General features: G+C 67.2%; 24 protein-coding genes and 1 pseudogene. 4 read left to right on the top strand and 21 right to left on the bottom strand.

The genetic code is table 11. The features are described from left to right. Positions 1-29 precede the first annotated feature (29 nt). From ACZ7CF_RS34175 to ACZ7CF_RS34150, 6 genes are all read right to left on the bottom strand, one after another. Positions 30-1,331 carry a DNA cytosine methyltransferase gene (locus tag ACZ7CF_RS34175; RefSeq protein WP_470371633.1) on the bottom strand — a complete coding sequence of 434 codons (1,302 nt, stop codon included), beginning with the start codon at positions 1,329-1,331 and terminating at the stop codon, positions 30-32. Between the two features lie 246 nt (positions 1,332-1,577). Further along, complete coding sequence (locus tag ACZ7CF_RS34170; RefSeq protein ID WP_470371632.1) at positions 1,578-2,216, bottom strand: hypothetical protein; 639 nt, start codon at positions 2,214-2,216, stop codon at positions 1,578-1,580. Continuing rightward, on the bottom strand, positions 2,213-2,569 hold the full coding sequence (locus ACZ7CF_RS34165) for a hypothetical protein (RefSeq protein WP_470371631.1): 357 nt from the start codon (positions 2,567-2,569) through the stop codon (positions 2,213-2,215). Before ACZ7CF_RS34165 ends, ACZ7CF_RS34170 begins: the two co-directional genes overlap by 4 nt. 172 nt (positions 2,570-2,741) lie before the next feature. Next, positions 2,742-3,236: a hypothetical protein gene (locus ACZ7CF_RS34160; protein WP_470371630.1), complete on the bottom strand. Its 495-nt coding sequence runs from the start codon at positions 3,234-3,236 to the stop codon at positions 2,742-2,744. Between the two features lie 127 nt (positions 3,237-3,363). Further along, entirely contained in the window at positions 3,364-3,600 is a 237-nt protein-coding gene (locus ACZ7CF_RS34155) for a hypothetical protein (RefSeq protein ID WP_470371629.1), read from the bottom strand. A gap of 404 nt (positions 3,601-4,004) precedes the next feature. Continuing rightward, complete coding sequence (locus ACZ7CF_RS34150; RefSeq protein ID WP_470371628.1) at positions 4,005-4,301, bottom strand: hypothetical protein; 297 nt, start codon at positions 4,299-4,301, stop codon at positions 4,005-4,007. A 150-nt stretch (positions 4,302-4,451) separates the two neighbouring features. On the opposite strand from ACZ7CF_RS34150, the gene ACZ7CF_RS34145 reads away from it, so the two are divergent. Then, the gene (locus tag ACZ7CF_RS34145; protein WP_470371627.1) at positions 4,452-4,649 is read left to right on the top strand and encodes a hypothetical protein; all 198 of its coding nucleotides are present in this window, start codon (positions 4,452-4,454) and stop codon (positions 4,647-4,649) included. Position 4,650: 1 nt separating this feature from the next. Next, on the top strand, positions 4,651-4,905 hold the full coding sequence (locus ACZ7CF_RS34140) for a hypothetical protein (protein ID WP_470371626.1): 255 nt from the start codon (positions 4,651-4,653) through the stop codon (positions 4,903-4,905). Positions 4,906-4,909: 4 nt separating this feature from the next. Here ACZ7CF_RS34140 and ACZ7CF_RS34135 read toward each other — a convergent pair whose 3' ends face one another. The 9 genes from ACZ7CF_RS34135 to ACZ7CF_RS34095 all read right to left on the bottom strand — a co-directional run bounded on the left by ACZ7CF_RS34135 (position 4,910) and on the right by ACZ7CF_RS34095 (position 13,558). Further along, positions 4,910-5,209 (bottom strand): hypothetical protein, encoded by a 300-nt coding sequence (locus ACZ7CF_RS34135; RefSeq protein ID WP_470371625.1) that lies wholly within the window; start codon positions 5,207-5,209, stop codon positions 4,910-4,912. Between the two features lie 66 nt (positions 5,210-5,275). Continuing rightward, the gene (locus ACZ7CF_RS34130; RefSeq protein ID WP_470371624.1) at positions 5,276-5,866 is read right to left on the bottom strand and encodes a hypothetical protein; all 591 of its coding nucleotides are present in this window, start codon (positions 5,864-5,866) and stop codon (positions 5,276-5,278) included. A gap of 94 nt (positions 5,867-5,960) precedes the next feature. Continuing rightward, positions 5,961-6,563, bottom strand: coding sequence for a hypothetical protein (locus tag ACZ7CF_RS34125; protein ID WP_470371623.1), 603 nt, complete (start codon positions 6,561-6,563; stop codon positions 5,961-5,963). A 184-nt stretch (positions 6,564-6,747) separates the two neighbouring features. Then, the gene (locus ACZ7CF_RS34120; protein ID WP_470371622.1) at positions 6,748-7,485 is read right to left on the bottom strand and encodes a hypothetical protein; all 738 of its coding nucleotides are present in this window, start codon (positions 7,483-7,485) and stop codon (positions 6,748-6,750) included. Between the two features lie 314 nt (positions 7,486-7,799). Continuing rightward, positions 7,800-8,555, bottom strand: coding sequence for a hypothetical protein (locus ACZ7CF_RS34115; RefSeq protein ID WP_470371621.1), 756 nt, complete (start codon positions 8,553-8,555; stop codon positions 7,800-7,802). A 469-nt stretch (positions 8,556-9,024) separates the two neighbouring features. After that, positions 9,025-9,827 (bottom strand): IS5 family transposase gene (locus ACZ7CF_RS34110; RefSeq protein ID WP_470371620.1). Its coding sequence is split into 2 segments (ribosomal slippage): positions 9,025-9,482 and positions 9,482-9,827, totalling 804 coding nucleotides; the frame shifts between segments, so codons are not numbered across the junction. Positions 9,828-10,117: 290 nt separating this feature from the next. Beyond that, entirely contained in the window at positions 10,118-12,298 is a 2,181-nt protein-coding gene (locus ACZ7CF_RS34105; RefSeq protein WP_470371619.1) for a TnsA-like heteromeric transposase endonuclease subunit, read from the bottom strand. Positions 12,299-12,402: 104 nt separating this feature from the next. Then, on the bottom strand, positions 12,403-12,555 hold the full coding sequence (locus ACZ7CF_RS34100) for a hypothetical protein (RefSeq protein ID WP_470371618.1): 153 nt from the start codon (positions 12,553-12,555) through the stop codon (positions 12,403-12,405). A 415-nt stretch (positions 12,556-12,970) separates the two neighbouring features. After that, positions 12,971-13,558, bottom strand: a complete 588-nt coding sequence (locus ACZ7CF_RS34095; RefSeq protein WP_470371617.1) for a hypothetical protein — start codon at positions 13,556-13,558, stop codon at positions 12,971-12,973. 535 nt (positions 13,559-14,093) lie between these two features. Between ACZ7CF_RS34095 and ACZ7CF_RS34090 the strand changes: the two genes are divergently transcribed. Then, a complete protein-coding gene (locus ACZ7CF_RS34090; protein ID WP_470371616.1) occupies positions 14,094-14,366 on the top strand; it encodes a hypothetical protein in 273 nt (90 codons plus the stop codon). 383 nt (positions 14,367-14,749) lie between these two features. Here the strand turns inward: ACZ7CF_RS34090 and ACZ7CF_RS34085 are convergent, their stop codons facing one another. Continuing rightward, the gene (locus ACZ7CF_RS34085) at positions 14,750-15,976 is read right to left on the bottom strand and encodes a hypothetical protein (protein WP_470371615.1); all 1,227 of its coding nucleotides are present in this window, start codon (positions 15,974-15,976) and stop codon (positions 14,750-14,752) included. Positions 15,977-16,177: 201 nt separating this feature from the next. Here ACZ7CF_RS34085 and ACZ7CF_RS34080 point away from each other — a divergent pair, with 201 nt between their 5' ends. Beyond that, positions 16,178-16,327, top strand: coding sequence for a hypothetical protein (locus ACZ7CF_RS34080; protein WP_470371614.1), 150 nt, complete (start codon positions 16,178-16,180; stop codon positions 16,325-16,327). Between the two features lie 127 nt (positions 16,328-16,454). Here ACZ7CF_RS34080 and ACZ7CF_RS34075 read toward each other — a convergent pair whose 3' ends face one another. From ACZ7CF_RS34075 to ACZ7CF_RS34055, 5 genes and pseudogenes are all read right to left on the bottom strand, one after another. Then, a complete protein-coding gene (locus ACZ7CF_RS34075) occupies positions 16,455-17,273 on the bottom strand; it encodes an SAM-dependent methyltransferase (RefSeq protein ID WP_470371613.1) in 819 nt (272 codons plus the stop codon). Continuing rightward, a complete protein-coding gene (locus tag ACZ7CF_RS34070; RefSeq protein WP_470371612.1) occupies positions 17,270-17,875 on the bottom strand; it encodes a hypothetical protein in 606 nt (201 codons plus the stop codon). Before ACZ7CF_RS34070 ends, ACZ7CF_RS34075 begins: the two co-directional genes overlap by 4 nt. Further along, on the bottom strand, positions 17,872-18,030 hold the full coding sequence (locus ACZ7CF_RS34065) for a hypothetical protein (protein WP_470371611.1): 159 nt from the start codon (positions 18,028-18,030) through the stop codon (positions 17,872-17,874). Before ACZ7CF_RS34065 ends, ACZ7CF_RS34070 begins: the two co-directional genes overlap by 4 nt. Further along, complete coding sequence (locus ACZ7CF_RS34060) at positions 18,027-18,791, bottom strand: hypothetical protein (RefSeq protein ID WP_470371812.1); 765 nt, start codon at positions 18,789-18,791, stop codon at positions 18,027-18,029. The genes ACZ7CF_RS34065 and ACZ7CF_RS34060 overlap by 4 nt, the downstream gene beginning before the upstream one ends. A gap of 73 nt (positions 18,792-18,864) precedes the next feature. Beyond that, positions 18,865-19,610: pseudogene (locus tag ACZ7CF_RS34055) on the bottom strand (SAM-dependent methyltransferase). Positions 19,611-19,958 lie beyond the last annotated feature (348 nt).

The raw sequence follows: 19,958 nt of genomic DNA, 5'->3' as shown, positions 1-19,958 counted from the left end.
CCGGAGAAGAATCCGGAGCTCCATCCGGGTCAGGCTGTGAGGCCGTAGTCGTCGGGGTATTCCACCGGCGGATACCCGAGGGATTCAGCGACTCGACCGACGAAGAACTCTGCGGAGAGCGGGGTGACCGCGTTGCCGAGTTGCTTGATCTTGTCGGTCTGGGTTCCTTCCAGGAGGTAGCCCTCGCGGAAGGCCATCGCCGCGCGGATCTCGTCCACGGTAAGCATTCGGTACGTGCAGTCCTTGATGGCCGGTGCCGGACCCTCCCAGCCGACCAGCGACTGGTGGCCGCGGGTGGTGATGGTGCGCGCGGGCTCGGTGACCAGACTGCACATGTTGCCGTCCTTGGCGCCGCGCGTGCCGTTGTTGCGCACCAACATGTGATGCCGGCCCGAGGCGCACATGGTCGCGAACGGTTCGGTGATCGGGCGGACCTTCTTGCGGGAGCCGCCGCCGCGCAGCTCGGCGATGAAGGGCACGAACGGGTTGGCGAACCGGTCGAGGCCGATCTGGATGCGTGCGAGCGTGGCGGGCTTGAGCTCGGTCGCTCGGTCGCCGATGCGCTCACCCGGCGAGTCCCAGTCGATGATCGTCTCCGCCGGGACCGTGAAGGGCTCGATGACGGCGTTGCGGCAGGTCGAGTTGGGGCAGCGATAGACGTACTGGTTGCGCAGGCCGTACTTGCCCCATTGGGCGCAGGGCCACTTGCTGGTGCGCTTCTTGAACACCTGCATCGCCGCGACCACCTTGTCGCACGACGCGCAGTAGGCCGGGGGACGCAGCTGAAGGTCAGGCGCTTTGTTGCCCACCTTCGTGAAGCTGACGTAGCACCGATCGCGCGACTGCGGAGCGGCCGCGGTGTTGGCGGACGGGAAGTGCATGGAGTTCGCGTAGACGATCCGGTACGTGTAGCCGAGATTGCGCATGCTCCGCAGCCAGTCGTCGATCTCCTCCCAGAACATGATGTCGACGACGTTTTCCGCGATGATGGCCTCGTACAAATGCGCTTCCGTGAACCGCACGACATCCCACATCGTGGCTCGCGAGCGCACCGCCGTCGGGTCAGCTTTCGAATTCCGCTTCTTTCCCTTGGCGACACTATGATTAGTGCACTCAGGAGAGAACCAGGCGAGATCGGTGCGCTTGAAGTAACGCGGCGGCACCACGGACAGGTTGGTGATCGCGTGGTCGGCATTCGGGAAGTTCAGCGCGTGACTGCGAACAGTAACATCCCAGTGGTTGATCGCCAGGGCAAGGCTTACCCAGTCGATCGATTCGAATCCCTGGGAACTGCCTCCCGCCCCTGCGAAATGGTCGGCGATTGTGAGCATGAGAATCCCTGAGTCAATTGCGGGGAAGAAGTCGCCAAATCGGAGCGTCACCTCCGATTTGATTACATTCAATATAGCCACAATTTATGACCTGTGGGATTCGTCAAAGGCAGGCCGGGGTTCAATGAGGTCGACGCACAGCGCAGCTTTGGATAGCCCGAGCAACCAGTCGAAGTACTCGCATTACATCGCAGTCTCCGCATCGGCGCGGAAACAGCCACAGCTCAGCGGGCGCAACTTGGCGTTTCACCGCTTTTTGTTCAGTCGTGTGGATGGAGTGCCGGAGGCCGGCGCGGCGTCCTCGCTCTTGATTGCCTTCAGGTGGTTGCGCACGGTCTCGACGTGCACGCCGAGCTCCTCGGCGATGTCGATCTGACGTGGCTTCGTGCCGGCGCGTGCGTGCCGCTTGAGGATTGTGCGGATCTGCTGCCGCAGCGCGACCGCGTCAACGCGCGGGCGCTGGGCGACGCCCTTGGGGCGGCCGGCAGGATTGCTGCCGCCACGCTCCTTGCGGAACTGGTCGAATGCGATCACGGTGCCGCGCCGCCAGAGCGGCACGCCATGCCTGATGTCGTCCGACTCGGGGAACGTACCGCGAGAGCGGCCGGTGCGCCACGAGCTGGGGTCCAGGCCGAGCAGGGCCGCGATTTCGTAGTGGTCAAGCAGGTCGTCGGGCGAGTCGTCGGCGGGCAGCGCCGGGATGGGCTTGCCCTCGGCATAGGCCGCGGCCTGCTCGGCGTCCCACAGCCGCGGCTTGCGGGCGTAGACGGGAGCGGGATGTCCGTTGGCGGCCCAGGGCTTCTCGCGCTCTGCGGTCGCCGGAGTCATCCCGTGCAGCTGCCCGATCTCGGCCCGGTCGACGACACTGCGGCCGGCGCGGATCATCGGCCGACCCCCCGCAGCTCGGCCCGCAGGTCACGGCGCAGCTCGGCGAGCAGCGTGAGCGACAGCTCTTGCGAGGCGGGCGAGGGGGACACGTGCAGCTCCTGACCGGCCGCCATGAGCACGAACGGTGTGGCTGTGGTCAGGACGCGCAGCTCCGCAGCGTCGAACGCCTCCTCGAGGGCAGCCGCCGCGGTGGCCGCGGTGCCGGCCGCGAACACGGTCCTCGAGGGGGACATGGCCGGCGTGACGCCGGTCCCCACGCTGGGGGACTGGGCGTGCGTGGTGGCGCCGCGGCCGGCCTTCTGGGGCGAGCCGGCGTGCTCGTCCAGCAGCTGCCAGGTGTGCGGGCTCATGGGCTTCTCCTGAGGTGTTTTGAGGATGGCGCGGTGTGCGTTTTCGCGTTTCCGTGTTCCGCTGTGCCCAGGCGGATCGTCCAGTGGATCTGTGGATAACTCCGCTGATGTGGATAACCGGGAGGGTGGGAGACCTTGTTCGAGGTCTCCCACCCGCTCCGATTCCGCTGTATCAGGTGGACCGAGACCACTCGCGGTGTGGCGCTACTGCATCAAGAGCTTTGCCCCAGTTGTTGGTCATCGACTCCCATGCGGCCCGGTCGAGCACCAGCCACGTGATCGGTCCCATGCGGATCTCCAGCAGCGGACGCCGAATTTGCTTTGTCGGGTGCACCAGTCGTGCGGACATACCCGGCAGCGCGTCGACCAGAAGCACGACTCCGGCCACGTGCTGGTGCAGCGACGGATGCCCGATCGCCGTCGCGGGCAGTGCCTGCGGCAGTCGCCTGGCGATCACTGCTGCGCCACGCCACACGTCGTAGATGTGTGGCACGGTCAGGTGCGGCTGGTTAACCCGGCACAGCACCGGCCCGAGCTGGAGCCTGACCGTTGGAAACTGGGTTGCCCAGCCTTGAAGGTCGATGTCGGTGACCTGCTCCCCTGCCACGATCACCGTGGTGGACAGCACGTACGCCGCCTCGGCCTCTCGGTGCCTGTTCTCCGGCATCAGGGTTTCCCCTCTGTGTAGTTGTCGCGGTTCTTGCGGTCAGGGTCGCGACGCCCTGACCAACAAAAAGAACAGTAGCACAGATAGAACGCAGAGTGCGGTTCGGGCCGCGCGTTGAGATGGTTTCCTAGTCAGGAATGAGGTGCGTGCGGCCGTCGTCGGCGTGGCGGAAGCCGAGGCGGGTGGACCAGGCGGTCAGTTCCTCGGTGTCTGGTGGTCGGTGCTCGGCGGTCACCTCGGGAAACTCGAACGCGCGCGGGCGCAGCGCGAACGTCCTGCCCGCGAGGTGGTCGAAGAGGGCGGCCAACAGCCGGAAGGCGTGACCCTGGCGGCGGTGCGGGCGTCGTGTGCACCCGCTCGACATGGATCACTCCCTGGTGGGCCCAGGCGCTGACGTAGGCGACGTCGTCGCCGCCGAGACGCAGGGTCAGGACGTGGTGCGCCGGTCCCTCGTCGGGAAGGCGCACGATCTGGCTGGCGGCCGTGGGCGTGGTCACGCCGGCGGATGGTCGCAGAAGGTTCATCGGTCTTTCCAGCGGCGGTACAATGCCGCTGTGTCGTTCCCAGCTGTGCTGGGTTGTCGCGATACAGAGGGGTCAGCCTCGCGACCCGCTCGCAAGAGCGGTTGGGCTGGCCCCTCGCTTCTTTCCGATCCTTTGTGTCAGACGTCGAGCAGGCGTTCGAAGCGGCTCTCGATCTCCGACAGCGCTTTCTTTTCGGACAGGTTCGCGGGGCGGTGAATGTGCCCATGTACAGGATGTCGCCGATTTACGGTCGTAACGAGTCGGCCAGCACGGCGATCTGCTCCTCGTGGCCGCCGGGCACGTCGGCCTGCTCCTCGTGATGCGCCGCGATCGCGGGAGCCGTGTTGCCGAGTTCCGTCGACGGCACCGCCACGGCCGGCACCCGTTCCGGGTCGCAGTGGTGCGTCTCGGCGTCATGAGCGGCTTCGGTTGCGGTGTCGCGCTCGGGGCTCGTGGTGGCGTCCTTGTGGCAGGAGGCGACGTGCTGGGTGCCGGTCTTGCCCAGGACGGTCCGCGGTGTGCGGTCCGTGCGGACGTGCACCAGGCCCAGGGACTGCAAGGTTCCGCGCGTGATGCGCTCCAGAATTTCGGCCCGCACTATGTCCCAGCGGGGAGGCGGCGGAGTGCTGACTGAGGCGGCGGACGCGGTGTGCCGGTTGAGCTCGACCTCCTGGTTCAGTTGCCTCAGCGCGTGCGCGACGGGACCGGGCACAGGTCGCCGATCGGGCCGTACTCGCGGCAGTATCCGCACGCGGCCGCGCTGGCGGCGATGATCACGCTGTTCACGTCCAGCCCCAATCGGCACCGCAACGGGCTCGCCGGGGTTGTGCGCGTCCACACCATTGCCGTGGTCCGCACGTCCTCGGGGCGCACGTGTGCTCTGCCGTGAGGTGCTCGGTGAACTCCGCGGTGCCTGCGGCGAGGTAAGCGCCGCAGTCCGGGCAGGACCGCTGAAGTGGGTGAAGCCGCACCTCATCAAAGAGGTCATGGTGAACGGCACGGCAAGCCTCTTGATCGTGTTCGTCTGGGTTTCTCCGCAGTTCCTGATGGTGTCGCGGTGTTGCTGGTTCCGGGTCGCCACACCCGGAACCAGCAAGAAGAACTACGGCATAGATAGACCGCAGCGCGGAGGTGTGATCGGCTGACCAGTCAGATGCTCGGGTCGGTAGCGCGATCGGCGTGCAACCACTTGTGGGTCTTCGCGCCCTTCGCGTGCATCTCGCGCACCAGGCCGAGTCGACGCAGTCCCTGCACATACTTGTAGGTCGTGGAGTAGCTCGGCAGACGTCCCAGCAGCTCTCCGGCGGCCGCGTTGGCCTGCAGCGTCGTGAACGCGGTGTCCTGGGCCTTGATCCATTCCGCCATGACCCGGATCTGGTCGAGGGTGTGCGGCTGCTGGTAACTGCCGAACAAGGCGCGCAGCAGGCACTTCGACAGTTCGCCGGCCACGGGGGCGCAACTCCTATCGGCGGTGAGCTCGCAGGTCTGGCAGGTGTCCCTCAGTGGTCTGGCCCTTCAGTCGTTGTGGAGGTCGGACAGCAGTTCTGCGGCTCGCCTGCGGCGCAGGTCATAGTGGAGCTGGTCGGCGTCGTAGTACATCCCGTACATGGTCAGCAGTCGCATCGCGTCGTCCATGCGCCCGGCGATGGCCAGAAACCGCGCCAGGGCAACGGCGGTGTCGCACTGCGCGATCGTGCCGATCATGTCGGGATATCCAGGCTCGGTCGGCACGGCCACGGAGGCTTGCAAGGCGTTCAGTTCCCGTTCGCTGGCAGAGTGCTGCTCATCGGCCGAGCCCCTTCGGCCGGTGCCGTGTCGACGTGCGGAACGATCTCCAGCAGCACGTGACGCAGGGGGCGCGAGGGTCCTCCGGGTATGACCAGGCGCCTGATGCTCGCTTCGTTCCCGGCGAGGTTCAGGGCCAGCGCGAGACGCCGCCATCGCGTGCGGGTCCCATTTCTCGTCCTCGATGTGCTCGCGGGGCACTACCAGCCAGTGGTTCGCCCTGGTCCGGTCGAGCGGCTCGATCAGCACGGCCTCGGGCCACTTCGCCACCACGATGAGCAGGGCGCCGTCGATGATTTCGCAGATCAGGCAGTCGTTCATCGGTGGTTCTGGTCCTTCTCGTTGCCGGTTGTCGCGGTCCTGCCGGTCCGGGTTGCGACAACCGGACCGGCAGGTGGAACAGGCGGTGTGAAGGTCAGGCAGGCGCCGGGCCGGTCGTGGGGGCGTGTCCCGGCGTGTCGCGGACGATCTGCCCGCGGTAGTCGTCACACGCAGCCACGAGAAGGTCTTCGAAGTCGCTGTACTCGGCTGCCAAACGCGCGGCCCACGGTCCCCGGCAGAGGTTCTCCAGCTCGAACAGCATCGTGCGCAGCAGCTTCTGCAGGCCTGTCGCCGGCGTCGCGTGCAGGTCGATCCCGCGTGCGTCCATCAGGTGCAGCGACCCGGCGAACAGCTCCCGCAGGATCGCGCTGTCCTCCTCGTCGCAGAGGTCGGCCGCGCTGCGGTAGGCCTGCATCGCCATCTCGGCCGCCTCCGCCGCGGGCCCGTCCGTATACGAGAACCGGTCCTCGAACCGCAACACGGCGTGCAATGCGAGTCCGGCGTGCAGCGTGTTGTCGTGTGCCTGGTCCTCGCGGCAGCTGCCCCCACGCCGCGTGCCATCGCCCAGCCACACGTCGGGGTCGAGGTCGTAGCAGGAGATCGCGGGCACCTGCGGCTGGGCGTCGACCGCCTTGACCACGATGGCGGGGCTGGGAGGCGTGAGCACGGTGAAGTCGGTGCCGTGGAAGCTGAACATGTGATCGTTCCCCTTCGGGTCGGTTGTCGCAGTCCGTTGGTTCGGTCGCGACAACCGAACCAACAAGAAGAACAGTAGCGCAGATAGAATGCAAAGTGCGGAGTGGCGCAATGAAACCGTTGACCGGCAAGAAAAAAGTGGTGCGGGACCGGGGCATGGTCGTGCCACCGGTCCCGCACCCTGGTTACTTGCAGCAGTCGTCCAAGAACGCCTGGAACGCCCGATACTCGATGTCCCGCAACGTCGTCTTGCAGGCGCGCAAGGTGCCGGTCCAGAACTCCTGCGCAGAGAGACGAATCGCGGCAAGCATCGCGCGCAGATCCTCGGCCAGCGGCTCCGTGGGGCCGGGCGTGGACTCCAGGCGGATCTCACAGGCCTCGGCGAGGTGCCGCAGGTCGGTCAGCAGGCTGCACAGCAGAGCGGCGAAGTTCTGCTCCGGGGTGAGCTCGACCAGCTCGCCGTAGGTTTCCAGCGCGACGCCGAGCGAGGTAGGTCCGGTCACGCGCGGCTGGTGGGTGAAGAACGCGGCGACGGCGGCGGCTGCGTGCGCCGCTCGACGCGACAGGCTGCCGGGCTCGCTGCCGGTCAGCCACAGCGTCGGCTCCAGGTCCTTTCCGCGCTCCACGCCCGGCTGCAGGCACGCGGCACGGCCGGTGAAGTCCTGCTCCGCGTAGCCCTCCGCGCTGGCGTACCAGGCATCGAGCAGTTCGGTGTAGGTCTTCGAGCCTTCGCGCGTGTGGTTCCAGGCCTCGTCCCGCAAGGCGACCTGCGACGTGTGCGAGGCGCCGTAGAACACCATGCAGTAGCGATCCGGACGCAGCAGCTGTCCGTCGACGATCACCACCATGTCCTCCAGTCGCGAGTCGCAGGCGTCAACACCGATCGCCACCTCGATTACGGGCCGGCTGTTCGTTTCAGGCATGGGCATTCCCTTGTTCCGTGGAGTTGTCGCGGTCTGCTGGTCCGGGCGCGACACCCGCGACCAACAAGAAGAACAGTAGCGCAGATAGAACGCAGAAGGCAGAAGCGCAGGTAGTGAAGTGCCTGGGGCCGCGATGGCATCAGCGGGGTGCCTGGATGATTTGATCGCGTCAAACCGCCCGTTTTGGCGTAGATGTGGAAGGTCAAGGCTGGCGACACGCGAGGGTTCGCGCCGGCCCCTGGGTGCTGTGTCTGGGCTGTGGCTGCCTCGAACCGGGGTGGGCAGGCACGATTGCCCACCCACCCCCGAGGTCATCAGGTGAGGCGGAAGTCGGCCAGGAAGGCCTCGAAAGCCTCGCGCTCTACGTCCTCGGCGGAGCGCCCCGTCTCGGCCAGCAGTGGCGCCCACCGGGTACGCGCGGCAGTGCCGATCTCCGTGTAGACGTCGGCGAAGTCGGAGACCAGCCCGCCGTCTCCGCGTCGCCATCCGCTGTCGAGTCGGATTCCGTAGGCCTCGGCCAGGTGCCGCAGGTCGGTCAGCAGGCTGCGCAGCAGGACGTCGAACGCGCCGCGTCGGGTGTGGTGGATGGCCGCGCGGTAGGCCTTGAGTGCGCAGACCACCGCCTTGGGGCCGTAGGACTGCCAGTTACAGGTGTGGAACACGCGGACGGCGACCGTGGCCCGCGCGGCCGCTCGCGTCGTGGTGCCCGGCTCGCTGTGAGCGAACCACATCGACGGGTTCAGCTCGGCCGCGTACGGGATGCCGGGCTGGATCAGCTCCGCCGTTCCCGTGATGTTGCCGCCTTCCGCGTACCCCTCGGCGTGGCCGTACCAGCGGTCCACCGTGGTGACGAACTCGGGCGATCCCGCGCGGGTCGCGTGCCACGCGGCCCGCCGCAGGTCGAGCCAGGTTTTGCCACCACCGTTGTAGTGCACTTCGTGAACCCTGGTCCACTCGACCTTTTCGCCTTCAATGAACACGGCCAACTGGTCGACCTCGCCGTGGTTGACGTCGACCTGGACCGCCACCTCGACCGTCAGGTCGCCGGTTCTTCCGATGATCCTGCTCACGTGCGTTTTCCTCCGGCTGCTGGGATTGTCGCGGGCTGCTGGGTCCTGGTCGCGACACCCGGAACCAACAAGAAGAACAGTAGCACAGATAGAATGCACCGGGCTTTTTTATTGCAAGGCAAAGAAAGCTGGAAGATCAGCAGGGGAGTAGCCCTTCACGAGTTAGTCGACCCCACTGCTCTGGGTGCGCAGCGTCAGGCGCCCGATTTGCAAGCCCGGCAGTAACGTGCCCGTGGGCGCACTGACCCATGTCGACTAGCGCAGGTTCACCGTCGCGTGTCCCGGCGCGGTGGCAATCACCACCGCGCCGCGCGGATTGCCGTAGCTGGCGGTGTCGGTGGCCTGGGCGCGCGGTGCGATGATCGCCTCGGCTGTCCTGTCCGCTTGAAGATGGCGGTGCTGAGCGGCTGACGAGCGGTCCGCCAGGTAGGTCCGAACGATGTGAGCAGTTGCTGTCCGGACTTAGTGATCAGTTCAGAATGAGTTTACGCAGGCAGATGATCGAGCAAGCCAGACTCAGGATGGCTTGGTGAACGTCGGCTCGTCGCTCGGTGCGGATGCGGAGCCGTCGGAAGCCTTTGAGCCAGGCGAAGGTGCGTTCGACCGGCCAGCGGACCGTGCCCAGGCCGGAGCCGTGGTCGACGCCGCGTCGGGCGATGACGGGCGTGATGCCGCGGGCGCGGAGCAGGCGCCGGTACTTGTCGTGGTCGTAGCCACGGTCGGCATAGATCCGCCGTGGCCGGCGGCGTGGCTTGCCGACCAATCCGCGGATGGGTGGGATGGCGTCGATGAGTGGGATCAGCTGGGTGACGTCGTTGCGGTGGCCGCCGGTGAGCGTGACGGCCAGCGGAATCCCGCTCGCGTCGGTGATCAGGTGATGCTTGGAACCGAGCTTGCGGCGGTCGACCGGGCTCGGCCCGGTGTGGACCCCCCTTTGAGAGCGCGCAGGTGGGTGGAGTCCACCAGAGCCGCGGACAGATCCAGCAGCCCGGCGACACGCAGTTCGGCGAGCAGTCGCTCGTGCAGCTGCTGCCAGACGCCGGCCTCGTGCCACTCGGTCAACCGCCGCCAGCAGGTCGAGCCCGAGGCACCGAACAAGGCGGTGGGCAGCCGGTTCCAGCCGATGCCCGTGCGCACCGCGTAGAGGATGCCTTCCAACGCGGCCCGGTCGTCGGCACGCCGGCGACCCGGATAGCGGAAACGCCTCGGGGACATCGGGATCAACGGTTCCAACCGAGCCCAGAGCTCGTCGGTCAAGACCTCCTCACGCACACCATGATCTTGGAATGTCCCGTCCCGTAGGCAAAGCCGACACGCCAGCTCATTTTGAACTGATCACTTAGTTGGTGGTTTCGATGTGGAGGGGACGCCCGATCGAGGCGAGAGCAGTTTCTGGAAGCCCCTGCGCGAGGTCCCTGCTTGCAGGACTCCACAACACTGACCAGTAGCCGTGATCCTGTCGGTGCCGTCGGAACGCGTCGACCAAAGGCAGTCCTAAGTAGGCAAGCCCATCCGACCAGGTTGCATCGAGCGCGACTGAATCGGCGGCACGCCACGCATGTTCAATGCCTATAATGCCTGTGCCAGCTCGTAGAGCGAGGCCTTCCACCACAACGGTTTCGGGCCAATCCGCCAACGATGCCGCTCGGAAACAGTCTCCCCGATGACCAGAACGAGCGATCGGCGTCGAAGATGGTGTGAACAGCCTTCCCTGATCCAGCAGCAGTGCGTAGATGCCGCCGCCGGCGGCCTTCGCCATCAGACGCGTCCACGCGATGAGCATTCGTTCGTCCTCGGTCAAATCGCAACTCCACCGCTAGCTGGAGGTTCGGTGACGGCCGCCTGGCGGAGCGGATTGGTGAGCGCGCGGTTGTAGCCGCGGTGCTCCTGAGCAAGTCGTGGCCGGGTGCCTGGGGCGCTCGTAGGCTGGACCGTGTTGGCCAGGTGACTGGTTCGACGGCGGTATCGAAGGAAGGCGACGGCGCTGGTTCTGGTCGGACCCAATCGCGGGCCTTGAAGGCTGCGAACTTGTTGCCAGTAGGCGGTTTCAGCGGCTTGAGCGGTTGAGTCCTGGTGTTGTTCGTGATGAGTTCGAGCGCTGCGGTGAACAGTACGAGCTTGCGTGACCAGTCGCGCAGAAGCACCGGTGTGACGGTGCGGTGGGGCAGCATCGCGTCGCCTTCGCGGCGGTGGCGGCTGAACCAGAGCGCGCTGGTGCGGAGTTTGTTGTCGCTGTCCTGGGTGGGTTTGCGGAAGGTGGCTCCGCCGAAGGTCCTGAGGCCGCGATAGTCGATGTAGGGCAGACTGGGTGGCCGCCAGCTGTTCTGTTCGACCCAGTGCGCGATGGGGTCCTGGAACGCGCGTGGGCGATAGTCGGGTTGTCCGAGGCGGCGGGCGATCTCGGCGGCGAACTCGCATTGGTCGCCGGGCCCGCCGGCTGCGAGGCGCCGCCAGGGCAGCGATCCGACGAGGTGGGGAACGGTGATCTCCTGGTACGCGGGTCGGATCGTGATGGGAAGGCGGGAAACCATCAGCGCTTGCCCGCCGAGCCTGCCTGGCGGCGCCGTGCGGGGGTCATGCTGGTCGCGGCCCGGTCCAGCGGAACGATGTCGAGCAGGTCTGTGGTGATCTGTTCGGTCTCGTCGTCGACAGCGAGGCGGGCGGCGCCGCGGATGAGCGTGGAGAGGCTGCCGATCGCGCCGCCGGCGCGTTCGTAGAGGTAGTCGACGAGCTCGACCAGGGTGCCAAGCGGATGCTGGTGCAGCCGCGGCGACCGCTCCAGTGTGGCGATCAGCGACCGCCAGGCAGCCTTCTGCTCTTGCGTCGAGTAGCTCGAAGTCCGGGGCCACCATCAGGTGCCCGGCCAGGATCACCCGCTCGCTGCCGGAATCCGCGCGCAGCCGCACCTGGATGCCTGCCAGGCCCGTGACGAGGTGTTCGCCGCCGTCGAAGCCGATCCGGTCGCCGGCCCGCAGCACCGGCCGCGGCGCGCTCATCAGGCGCTCACCGCCGTCACGACCGCGTCGGTGTGCAGTGGCATGGACAGCTCGGCGTGCAGTTGGCGCCAGAGCAGGTGAGACAGCACCGGCAGGACCGCGGTCGGGTTGCCCGCCTTCTCCGCGCCGGTGAGCAGCCCGGTCGGGTGCGCGAACACCGCGCAGTGCGGTAGAGACCTCGACGAGGTCGTGGCGCGGATGCCGGTGACCCGCCAACCAGCGGATGTTGGCCAGCAGCGTCGATGGCGGCGCGTCGGCGACCTCGTAGCACCGGCCCAACAGGGCGCAGGCCTGCCTGGTCGCATCGAACGCGGCTTGGTCCTTCGGCTTGATCCGGTCGGGCCGGCGGACATCGAGCACCAGCACGGAGCCGTCCGCCAGCCGCGCGAAGTAGTCCGGCGTGTGCAAGCGGCGCTTGCCGTTCTCGGCCTCGAGGAACAGCCAGAACGGCTGTGAGGCGATCCCGACCACCTCCGGTTCGAAGCCCAGCAGCACCAGTCGGTCGCGTTCCAGCCAGGACTCGTAGCCCACCAACGTGCCGGTTGTAGCTGTCCACCACTGGCCGGAGAGATGGCGTTGGCCCTTGTACGAGGCAAACTCCCGGACCGGGCGGCACGCCTCGAACGGCACGGACAGGGCGGCTGTCAGCTCCAGGCGCTGCTTACCGTCATCGTCCGCGAACGCGACCTCGAAGGCCTCGACCGGGGCGGCCGGAGCGCCCCCGAAGACCAGCTCCAGCTCGGGCACGCCGGGCATTCTTCCGGCTGATCCCGGTGCCGCCGGCACCGGCCCGCCGTGTAGCCCCGAACTCCGTCACTACCTCCGCCAACCAGGTCCGAACACGGCCACCATCATCCGAACAGGACATCGGCGCAGCCCGCCGCGCCGTGGGCCTGGCCGAACTGGGCGCGGCCGGTGTCGGTGAAGAAGCTCTCGCAGGCCCCGGTGTTGCCGCGTTCGATGGCCTGGGCCAGCACCGCCAGATAGCCCGCCGGGATAGCCACCGCGCGGCGGGCGCTGCTGGTTGTGGTCGGCGGACGCGCGGCGTCGCACCGGGCGAGCTGATGGCCGACGCCCAGGGCACAGTGGCCCGCAGCGCCGGACGCTGGCCAATATCCGCGACGGATCGGCCGCCACGGCGTGCCTAGAGTACGACGGGCGCCACACGCAGCGGACGTGGTGCATTCGTCTGCGACCTGAGGAGTAGCATCTGGTGCTCTCACGACGAGCGCGGATTCACGCTTAGGTTGTGGGGAAGAAGGCTGGGGCGAGGGCTCTCGGCAGTCACCCGCGCGCTTCGGCGCGCGGAGTCGCGAGCCGCACGGACGAGGTGCTTCAGGCGCGACGTCGAGAACATCCCTCGCCCCGGCGTCCTTCTGCTCAACCATGACCCAGGTTCGAGCTACTAGACCGGGTCGGTCAGCCTGCGGCTGCGTTTGACCAGTCGAAGCACGCGGGATCAACGCCTGCACCTCGGCGGTAGTGCGCGATCACCGCAGCCAGCCATGGCACCGCAGCGCCGGACAGTCGCATTGCCGCTGCCTGCGCGAACTCAAGCGTCATCGAACTGTGGTGCATCCATAGCCCGGTGATCGAGTCGAACGTGAAGTGCTGCCGCTCGGTTCCGTATAGATGCACCCACAACCGCTTCGTGGTCAGCGTGACCCCCATGACCGGGGATGACCGCCACTGCCATCCCGCGGCCGCTTGGGCCTGGTGCTGCGCTCGTGAACGCCGCAGTGCGTTCATCGCGACGGCGCCGACCACGAACGCGGGGGGTCCGATGATGACGCTCGGTCCTGGGGTGGAAACGATCACCTCGGCCCAGAGGTACCGCTCGTAGTGGAAGGACGAGCCGGTGTGGTGGTTGAGGACAGCAATGGCGTGCTCTCCGGCGTCGAGCGGCACGGGGCTGTGGACAGCCGGGAGCACGCCGCCTCGTGCGAGGTACTCGCGGACACTCGCCGCCGCAGCCCATGAGTTCACCGCGGTGTGCTGTTGCTGCATCGTTCTGTCCCCTCCCCCTGTGATCTTGATGGGCCACAACGATACCGCTGACGGCAAGCAGGTTTGAACACCGTCGAGTTCCGCGACCACGGCGAGGTTCTGATGGAGGGAATGCAGTGCGGTGGCCTGACTGGCGCGGCCGTACCACTCCGCTTCGGGCCCTGACGGTCGCTGCTGATGGCGGGCGCATCGTCCCTGATGCCTGTTGCGACCCTGTGCGCCCTGCCGAACACCCTCATAGGTCGGACCCAGCCGTAGCCTGACCAGGATTGTTTTTCCCGCGCACGCGGGGCTGCTCCGGACCGCGGTCGAGGTGCGCTGCACCCTCGATCACCTCGGTCCGGCCTTGCCCACGCTTAAGCGAAAGGACTCCTCCAAGCCAACGCCCAAGCCCGTCGTACATGCGGATGCCCTGGTATCGAACTGGAGCATGAGACAGGGCAGCGCGCTCGGCGAACACCACACAAAGCCGGACCTGGCGACGCGACATTGCCGAGGTGTTGCCCGACGAGAACGTCAGGGAGCACTTCCTACGATGTTAAAGGCGACGGCCGACGTCGTAGCGGCGGTTGAGCAGATCGTGGCCATCGCTGCCCAGATCCACGAGCGGATGCGCTGGGACACGCCGTTCCGCGAGGCCGTCGACGCGATGCTGACCAAGGTCTGCCGCGCGAGGAAGTTCAGCCGCTGCGGCTCCGCAGTCGGCTATAGACGCGGCGGGCGGTTCCGGGCGTGCAAAACCGCGCACCGGTCCGGCAGCACAGATCAGTCAGCATCGGCGATATCTCACGACGGTTCACGATCGTGAAGCTCGCTTTCCATCACAGCATCGACCGCTGTGGAACGCGCGTGGCTCGCTCAACGAATGCGTACGAATGGGCGGGCGAGCGGACTTGAGTTGCTGCATCCTAGCCCGGACGGCGTCGGCCACGGTTGGTGCGACGCGTACCAGGACAGTACCTCGGCCGGCGTGCAGAACTTCGGCAAAGGGGAGGGGCGGCGGTCGTGGAGGACTCGAGCCCGCCACTGCTGAGCTGCAGCGAGCACGGTAGCGCGCTTACCGAACGCCGAGCATGGCGCGGCCGGAGCAGCGCGTCCTGCCCGCCGACGCCTGAATCGGAGGTGCTCGACAGAATGGCAGGGTCGCCCGGTGAGACACCGGACGACCCTGCTGGGTTTCGTGACCTGCTGCTAGCGGTCAGTGGTCGGCGCGGCTCCGACATCGGCGGCGAGAACCACGGTGTTCTCAGGGTTCCCGGCGGCCTCAGCCTGGCTGTCCACGGTACGGGCGTTCTGGTCGGCGTGCGTGGTGTGCCGCGTGCGCTGTTCGACGCGGGCGGCGAGCAGCGCGGTCAGTTCGGCCAGGACGCGTTTGCGTTGCTTGCCTTTCGGGTTCGCCAGGGACAGCCCCTCCAGCCACGACACGTCGGTCTGGGTGCAGCCGTTGCGGGCGAGGAATTCGCTCTGTGCCTGGGTGTGGGCGGCTCCGTAGATCACGACTACCGGCGCGGTCCGGGCGTGGCGCATGGCCATGCTCATGACGTGGAAAACGCGCCAGTCGTGGATGACCTTGTGGCGGTGCTGCGCGGTCGCCTGGGTCGGCGACCTGCGCAGTGAGATGATCAGCCGCGGCACACCGAAGATCAGGACGCTCAGGAAGCGCCGCGGCCATGGAACTCCGCCGATTGCCCAGCGAAGCTTGGTGCGCTCGTGGTCCATCATCTGCAGCCGCGTCGCGGGGTCGGTTTCGGCCGCCCGCGCCAGCCGCGCGATGGCTGCGGCCATCCGACCGGGCTGGGTGGCGGCTGTGCCGGCGACGATATCCCGGGCGAGACGTTGGGTCTCGGCGCGTTCTTCCTCGACGTTCACGGGGCTTGCGTCGCCGCGTCGAGCGACGGCGGCCGCGGTCTGTGCCTGTGCCGTGATCGCCGTGTTGACCAGCAGCGGCCTGCCGTTGATCGCCGTACGGGCGGCCGGGTCGATGCCGATGGCGCGCATCAAGTCGATCTGGTCCAGGTCGGCGCGGTGCCAGTTCGGGCGGCTGTAGTGCGGGAGCAGGGTCGGTTCATGCAGGGCCAGGCCGAGCAGGTCCGCGGTCTGACGGTGCGCCGCGCTGGGGCCTGCCTGCAGATCGACGTTCACCGCCTGGCGCTCCGTGGAGCTGAGTTGCCCGGCACCGTCGTTGTCGATGTTGCTGGGCCGGACCCCCTCGTGGAGCACCACCGCGTCAGGGTCGGCGTTCGCGAGCTCGACGATCTTCGCGTAGTAGTCCGCGGTGGCCATGTGCAGGACACCGATGAGGGTGATCGGGTACGAGTCGTCCGGTGGAGTCCACGTGCGCACAGAAGTGGTGACGATGCGGTCGCTGCGCACAGCGGCACCGGCATAGCGGTGGCCGCGGCGGGTGGGGAGACGCATGAGCGGGTGTTCTCGCCTTTCAACGGGATTGTGGTCGGGGTACAGACGGGGATCGGGGGTGCGGTGGGTTGGTTCCGTGTGCCACTGGGTCCGGTGCCTCCGCGCCCCGGGGTGTCGTGGCGTGATCTGCCCGAGCGGTGCGGGCCGTGGACGAGGGTCTGCAACCGGTTCTGGCGGTGCCCGCGCAACGGCACCGTCACGATGTTGGTGTTCCAGGCACGAGTGATCGCAGAGGCGATCGACGAGCCGAGCCGGGAGATCTCGGCCGATCCCAGCATCGTGCGTGCCCATCAGCACGCGGTCGGTGCCGGCCGCGTGCTGATGGGGTCATGCCGATTGCCTCGGCTCTGAGGTGCACGTCGGTCGCCACGCTGGGATGCGGCGTGGCGAAGAGAACCACTCCGGCGATGGGGTTGTGCGTGCGGTGCATGACTTCCTGTCAGGGCTCGCAGTACGGGGCACCCTGGCGTCTGGTGGGTCACTGGCGTCGTCCGACACCGGCGTACAGGCCGTCCTGCTCGCTGGGGCCCGCGCCGCCCGGTCCGTTGCCGGGCCGCCACGCCGAGGTGGTCACCAGGCCGGGCTCGACAAGCTCGTAGCCGGTGAACAACGAGAGCACGTCTTCCCGCGTGCGCGGGAAGACGTTGTCCCGGGAGGACTTCATCGCGCTGACGATCTGCTCGCCGCGGATGGCGGCGAAGTCGTCGGTGAGGTGGGTCAGGGCGAGGTGGCTGCCAGGAGCCAGCGCGGCGCGGTAGCGGGCGAAGACGCCTGTGGGATCGGCTTCGGGTGCGATGTAGTGGCCGATGGTGATGGCCAGCAGCCCGACCGGCTGGTCGAAGTCGAGCAGCCGGCGGGCCGGTTCGGCGCCGAGCACGTCCTCGGGGCGGGTGATGTCGGCGTCCACGATGTCGGCGTTGGGGTTGCCAGCCAGCAGCAGGCGGCTGTGTGCAACCGCGATCGGTTCGTGGTCGACGTAGACAACCCGTGCGTCGGGCGCGGCGGCCTGGGCGATCTCGTGGACGTTGCCCACGGTCGGAATACCCGAGCCCAGGTCGAGGAACTGGCGGACCCCGGCGTCGATCATGAACAGCACCGCCCGGCGCAGGAACGCCCGGTTTTGCCGCGCGATGCGAACCACGCCTGGCTGCGCTGCTTGCAGCGCAGCCGCCAGCTGACGGTCGACCGCGAAGTTGTGCCCCCCGCCGAGCAGGTAGTCGTAAACTCTGGCAGCGCTGGGGATGTCCGGATTCACCTCGCGTGGCAGCTCGTCTGCTGCCTCGTCCCAGGCGGTCACCGGGGCCTCCGGTGGTCTGGGTGCTGGGCCGTGAGGTGCAGACCGAGGACGACGTGCTGTGCGTGGTGGACGGCCCGCCACAGGCCGACCACGTTGACCGTGAGGGCGAGGGTGCCGGCGAGCAGGGTGAGAAGCGTCCAGACCGGTACCGCCGCGGTGGTGAAGTCCCAGATCCCGACACCAAGGCAGGCGATGCCCAGCGGCATCAGCACGGACGACGCCGAGCTCCACCGGCCCCAGATACGGACTACCCGGCTCTTGCCGGCCAGCGCGCGGATCGCGTTCGTCCGCGCGGGGCCGTCGAGCCGGTCCGCTGAGGCGATCAGTGCGTCGATCTCGTCCGCGGCCGTCGTCGCGACGGCATCGGCGATCTTCTGCTGCACCGCGTGGGCGCGGGCGGAGAGCGTCTTCTCCACCTGCGTGCCGAGGGCCACCGCGCACGTCGCGCACGTCGGAACGGGACCTGGGTTCGGTTGCAGCAGCACGCCCAGGACGAGCTCTCCGCACGCGGCCTCGCGCAAATCCTCGGCTTGACCTGGACGGAACGCATGGGACTGCCCGTGTGGAGCGAGCAGGATCTCGTAGTTCACGGTAACGCTCACATCGCCACCGTCGAGCGCGACAGCACAACGCTCTCTTGCGGAACGCTCACGGGAACATCAGGTTCGCCGCGCATTCCCATCATGGTGGCGGTGTTGTGCTCCGTGGTGTTCGAATGGCTGTGGGCGATGGCCCGGACGTCAGCAATGCTGCTCATAGTGCTCCTCGGTCTATTCTCTCTTGCAGGGCAGTAACTTCGGGCGTGTCGACGACGACTATGTATTGTTCGGAATGTTTCACCAAAAGATTGGTTTCAATTAAGTGAGGCGCAGTACGACTCATCGCAGTTGAGGTGGAGGGATTCAATTCATCATCCGGCCCGAAAGAATCGAGTGCCGTTGGCGTCCACTGTCCAGTGGCGGTGGGCAGGGCGTGCGGGCCGGTGGCGTCTGCGCGGTGCGGTCGAGGCGGCCAGGGCGATACCGCGCCCGAGACCGGTGTGGATGCCGGTGGCGCTGGAGGGGGCGTGGGAAGCCCCCAGGGTCGTCGCTGAGCAGGAACATCGTGGGAAGCAGGAAGTCGCGGACGATCGGCACAGGTGTTCTTCTCGGGTTGTTCTGGGCGCCGACCGGTGCGCAGACGGGTCGCAGGGCCTGCGCGAGCTCGGCGCGCAGGGCGACGAAGGCGGCGCAGGTGCGGGTGTGGACCTGGTGGCGCGGTGAGGGAAGGGTGACCGGGAGGGTGCCGAACGGTCGTGGCGGGTCCGCCGGGCAGGATCAGCACCCGGTCGCCGAGGTAGACGGCTTCGTCGAGGTCGTGGGTGATCAGCACGGTGGTGACCGCGTGCTCGGTCCGGACCCGCAGCAGCAGGTCCTCGAGTTCGAAGCGGGTCTGGGCATCGACGGAGGCGAACGGCTCGTCCAGCAGCAGGGCGCGCCGGGTCGCCAGCGCGCGGGCTAGTGCCACCCGCTGCTGCATGCCGCCGGACAGCTGCGCAGGCCACGGCGATGCAACAGGCATTGAGCTGGGGTACTCAGCATGGCAAAGAGCCTTACGCGGCAATGCCGGGTTTACGGCCGACACCTCCCAGGTACACATTGGCATGAGGCGTTTCGCGACTCGATTCCGGTCGCCATAGCGCAGGGGCTGTCAGTCCTGGAGTGATCAGCTCGAGTGACGTGAACAGATCCCTGATTTCGCTGCGACTGCGCGGCATGATCGGATAGTTGGCACCCTTGTAGGCGTGTTGCACCGCGTGTGCGGCATCCGGGTCGAGGTCGGCCGTCAGGTGTGAGATCACGAAGTAACTATCAGCCGCCACGGCCGAGCAGTACGCAGCGACTGTCGCTGCCGCGTCGCCGAGGTGGTGATGAAGGCTCGCGGCCATCACCACGCCTATCGGGCGAGTGGGATCGATCAGCTCCTGTATCACTGGATCGCCCAGCACCGACTCTGGCGTACACAAGTCAGCGTGTACGACGGCGACCATGCGGTTGCCGTCGATGTGCAACTCGATGTGTGCGGTGACAACCGGGTCTCGATCGACATAGATCACCGCCGCGTGGGGGCGATCGCGTGAACGCGGTCGTGGGTGGCGCCTGGTGCCGGCACTCCCGCGCCCAGATCGAGGAACTGATCGATGCCTGCGTGCACGAGGAAGTCGACCGCTCGATTGATGAACGCCCGATGAACCTGTGCGGCTCGTGTCATCCCCGGTGCGGCTCGAAGCAGCCTCGTGCCGACGAGGCGATCCAGCGCGAAATTGTGCCCGCCGCCGAGCAAGAAGTTACTCAGCATCGCAGCGAAGGGTTTGCCGAGATCGACGCAAATCTCGCTGTCAGAACCTGAGCCGGGCGAGATCGCGCGGTCGCATACGTTCACGGCGGTGCCTCGTTCTGCTCAGCTCACGAACAGAGAGCTGAGTCGGGTGGCTTGCGGGGAGAAGGCGATTCAGTCAAGCCGATGCGGCACGCACGTGATACCCCTGCGCAACCCCCCGTCCAACCCCCTGTCCAACCGGGTACGTGGGCGAAGGAGGTGCGATCGCGCACAATGCGGACCCCGCGCGCACACCATGACCGCGCCGTGTGCACGATGAGCCTGGGAAGCGAAGGCGCAATCGTGAAGTGCGATACCGCATGGCTG

Source organism: Lentzea sp. NPDC036955, assembly GCF_055608005.1.
The sequence above is the reverse complement of the archived record's forward strand: the minus strand, read 5'-3'. Positions and strand labels throughout refer to the sequence as shown.

Bases quoted from the DNA above. Each gene is read 5' to 3' on its own strand.
- ACZ7CF_RS34085 (WP_470371615.1), bottom strand. From the start codon at position 15,976: ATGCGTCTCCCCACCCGCCGCGGCCACCGCTATGCCGGTGCCGCTGTG.
- ACZ7CF_RS34160 (WP_470371630.1), bottom strand. From the start codon at position 3,236: ATGCCGGAGAACAGGCACCGAGAGGCCGAGGCGGCGTACGTGCTGTCC.
- ACZ7CF_RS34065 (WP_470371611.1), bottom strand. From the start codon at position 18,030: ATGAGCAGCATTGCTGACGTCCGGGCCATCGCCCACAGCCATTCGAAC.
- ACZ7CF_RS34060 (WP_470371812.1), bottom strand. From the start codon at position 18,791: ATGCAGCAGCGGGTGGCACTAGCCCGCGCGCTGGCGACCCGGCGCGCC.
- ACZ7CF_RS34095 (WP_470371617.1), bottom strand. From the start codon at position 13,558: ATGCAGCAACAGCACACCGCGGTGAACTCATGGGCTGCGGCGGCGAGT.
- ACZ7CF_RS34120 (WP_470371622.1), bottom strand. From the start codon at position 7,485: ATGCCTGAAACGAACAGCCGGCCCGTAATCGAGGTGGCGATCGGTGTT.
- ACZ7CF_RS34175 (WP_470371633.1), bottom strand. From the start codon at position 1,331: ATGCTCACAATCGCCGACCATTTCGCAGGGGCGGGAGGCAGTTCCCAG.
- ACZ7CF_RS34130 (WP_470371624.1), bottom strand. From the start codon at position 5,866: ATGAACGACTGCCTGATCTGCGAAATCATCGACGGCGCCCTGCTCATC.
- ACZ7CF_RS34080 (WP_470371614.1), top strand. From the start codon at position 16,178: ATGTTGGTGTTCCAGGCACGAGTGATCGCAGAGGCGATCGACGAGCCG.
- ACZ7CF_RS34170 (WP_470371632.1), bottom strand. From the start codon at position 2,216: ATGATCCGCGCCGGCCGCAGTGTCGTCGACCGGGCCGAGATCGGGCAG.
- ACZ7CF_RS34090 (WP_470371616.1), top strand. From the start codon at position 14,094: ATGTTAAAGGCGACGGCCGACGTCGTAGCGGCGGTTGAGCAGATCGTG.
- ACZ7CF_RS34165 (WP_470371631.1), bottom strand. From the start codon at position 2,569: ATGAGCCCGCACACCTGGCAGCTGCTGGACGAGCACGCCGGCTCGCCC.
- ACZ7CF_RS34155 (WP_470371629.1), bottom strand. From the start codon at position 3,600: ATGTCGAGCGGGTGCACACGACGCCCGCACCGCCGCCAGGGTCACGCC.
- ACZ7CF_RS34125 (WP_470371623.1), bottom strand. From the start codon at position 6,563: ATGTTCAGCTTCCACGGCACCGACTTCACCGTGCTCACGCCTCCCAGC.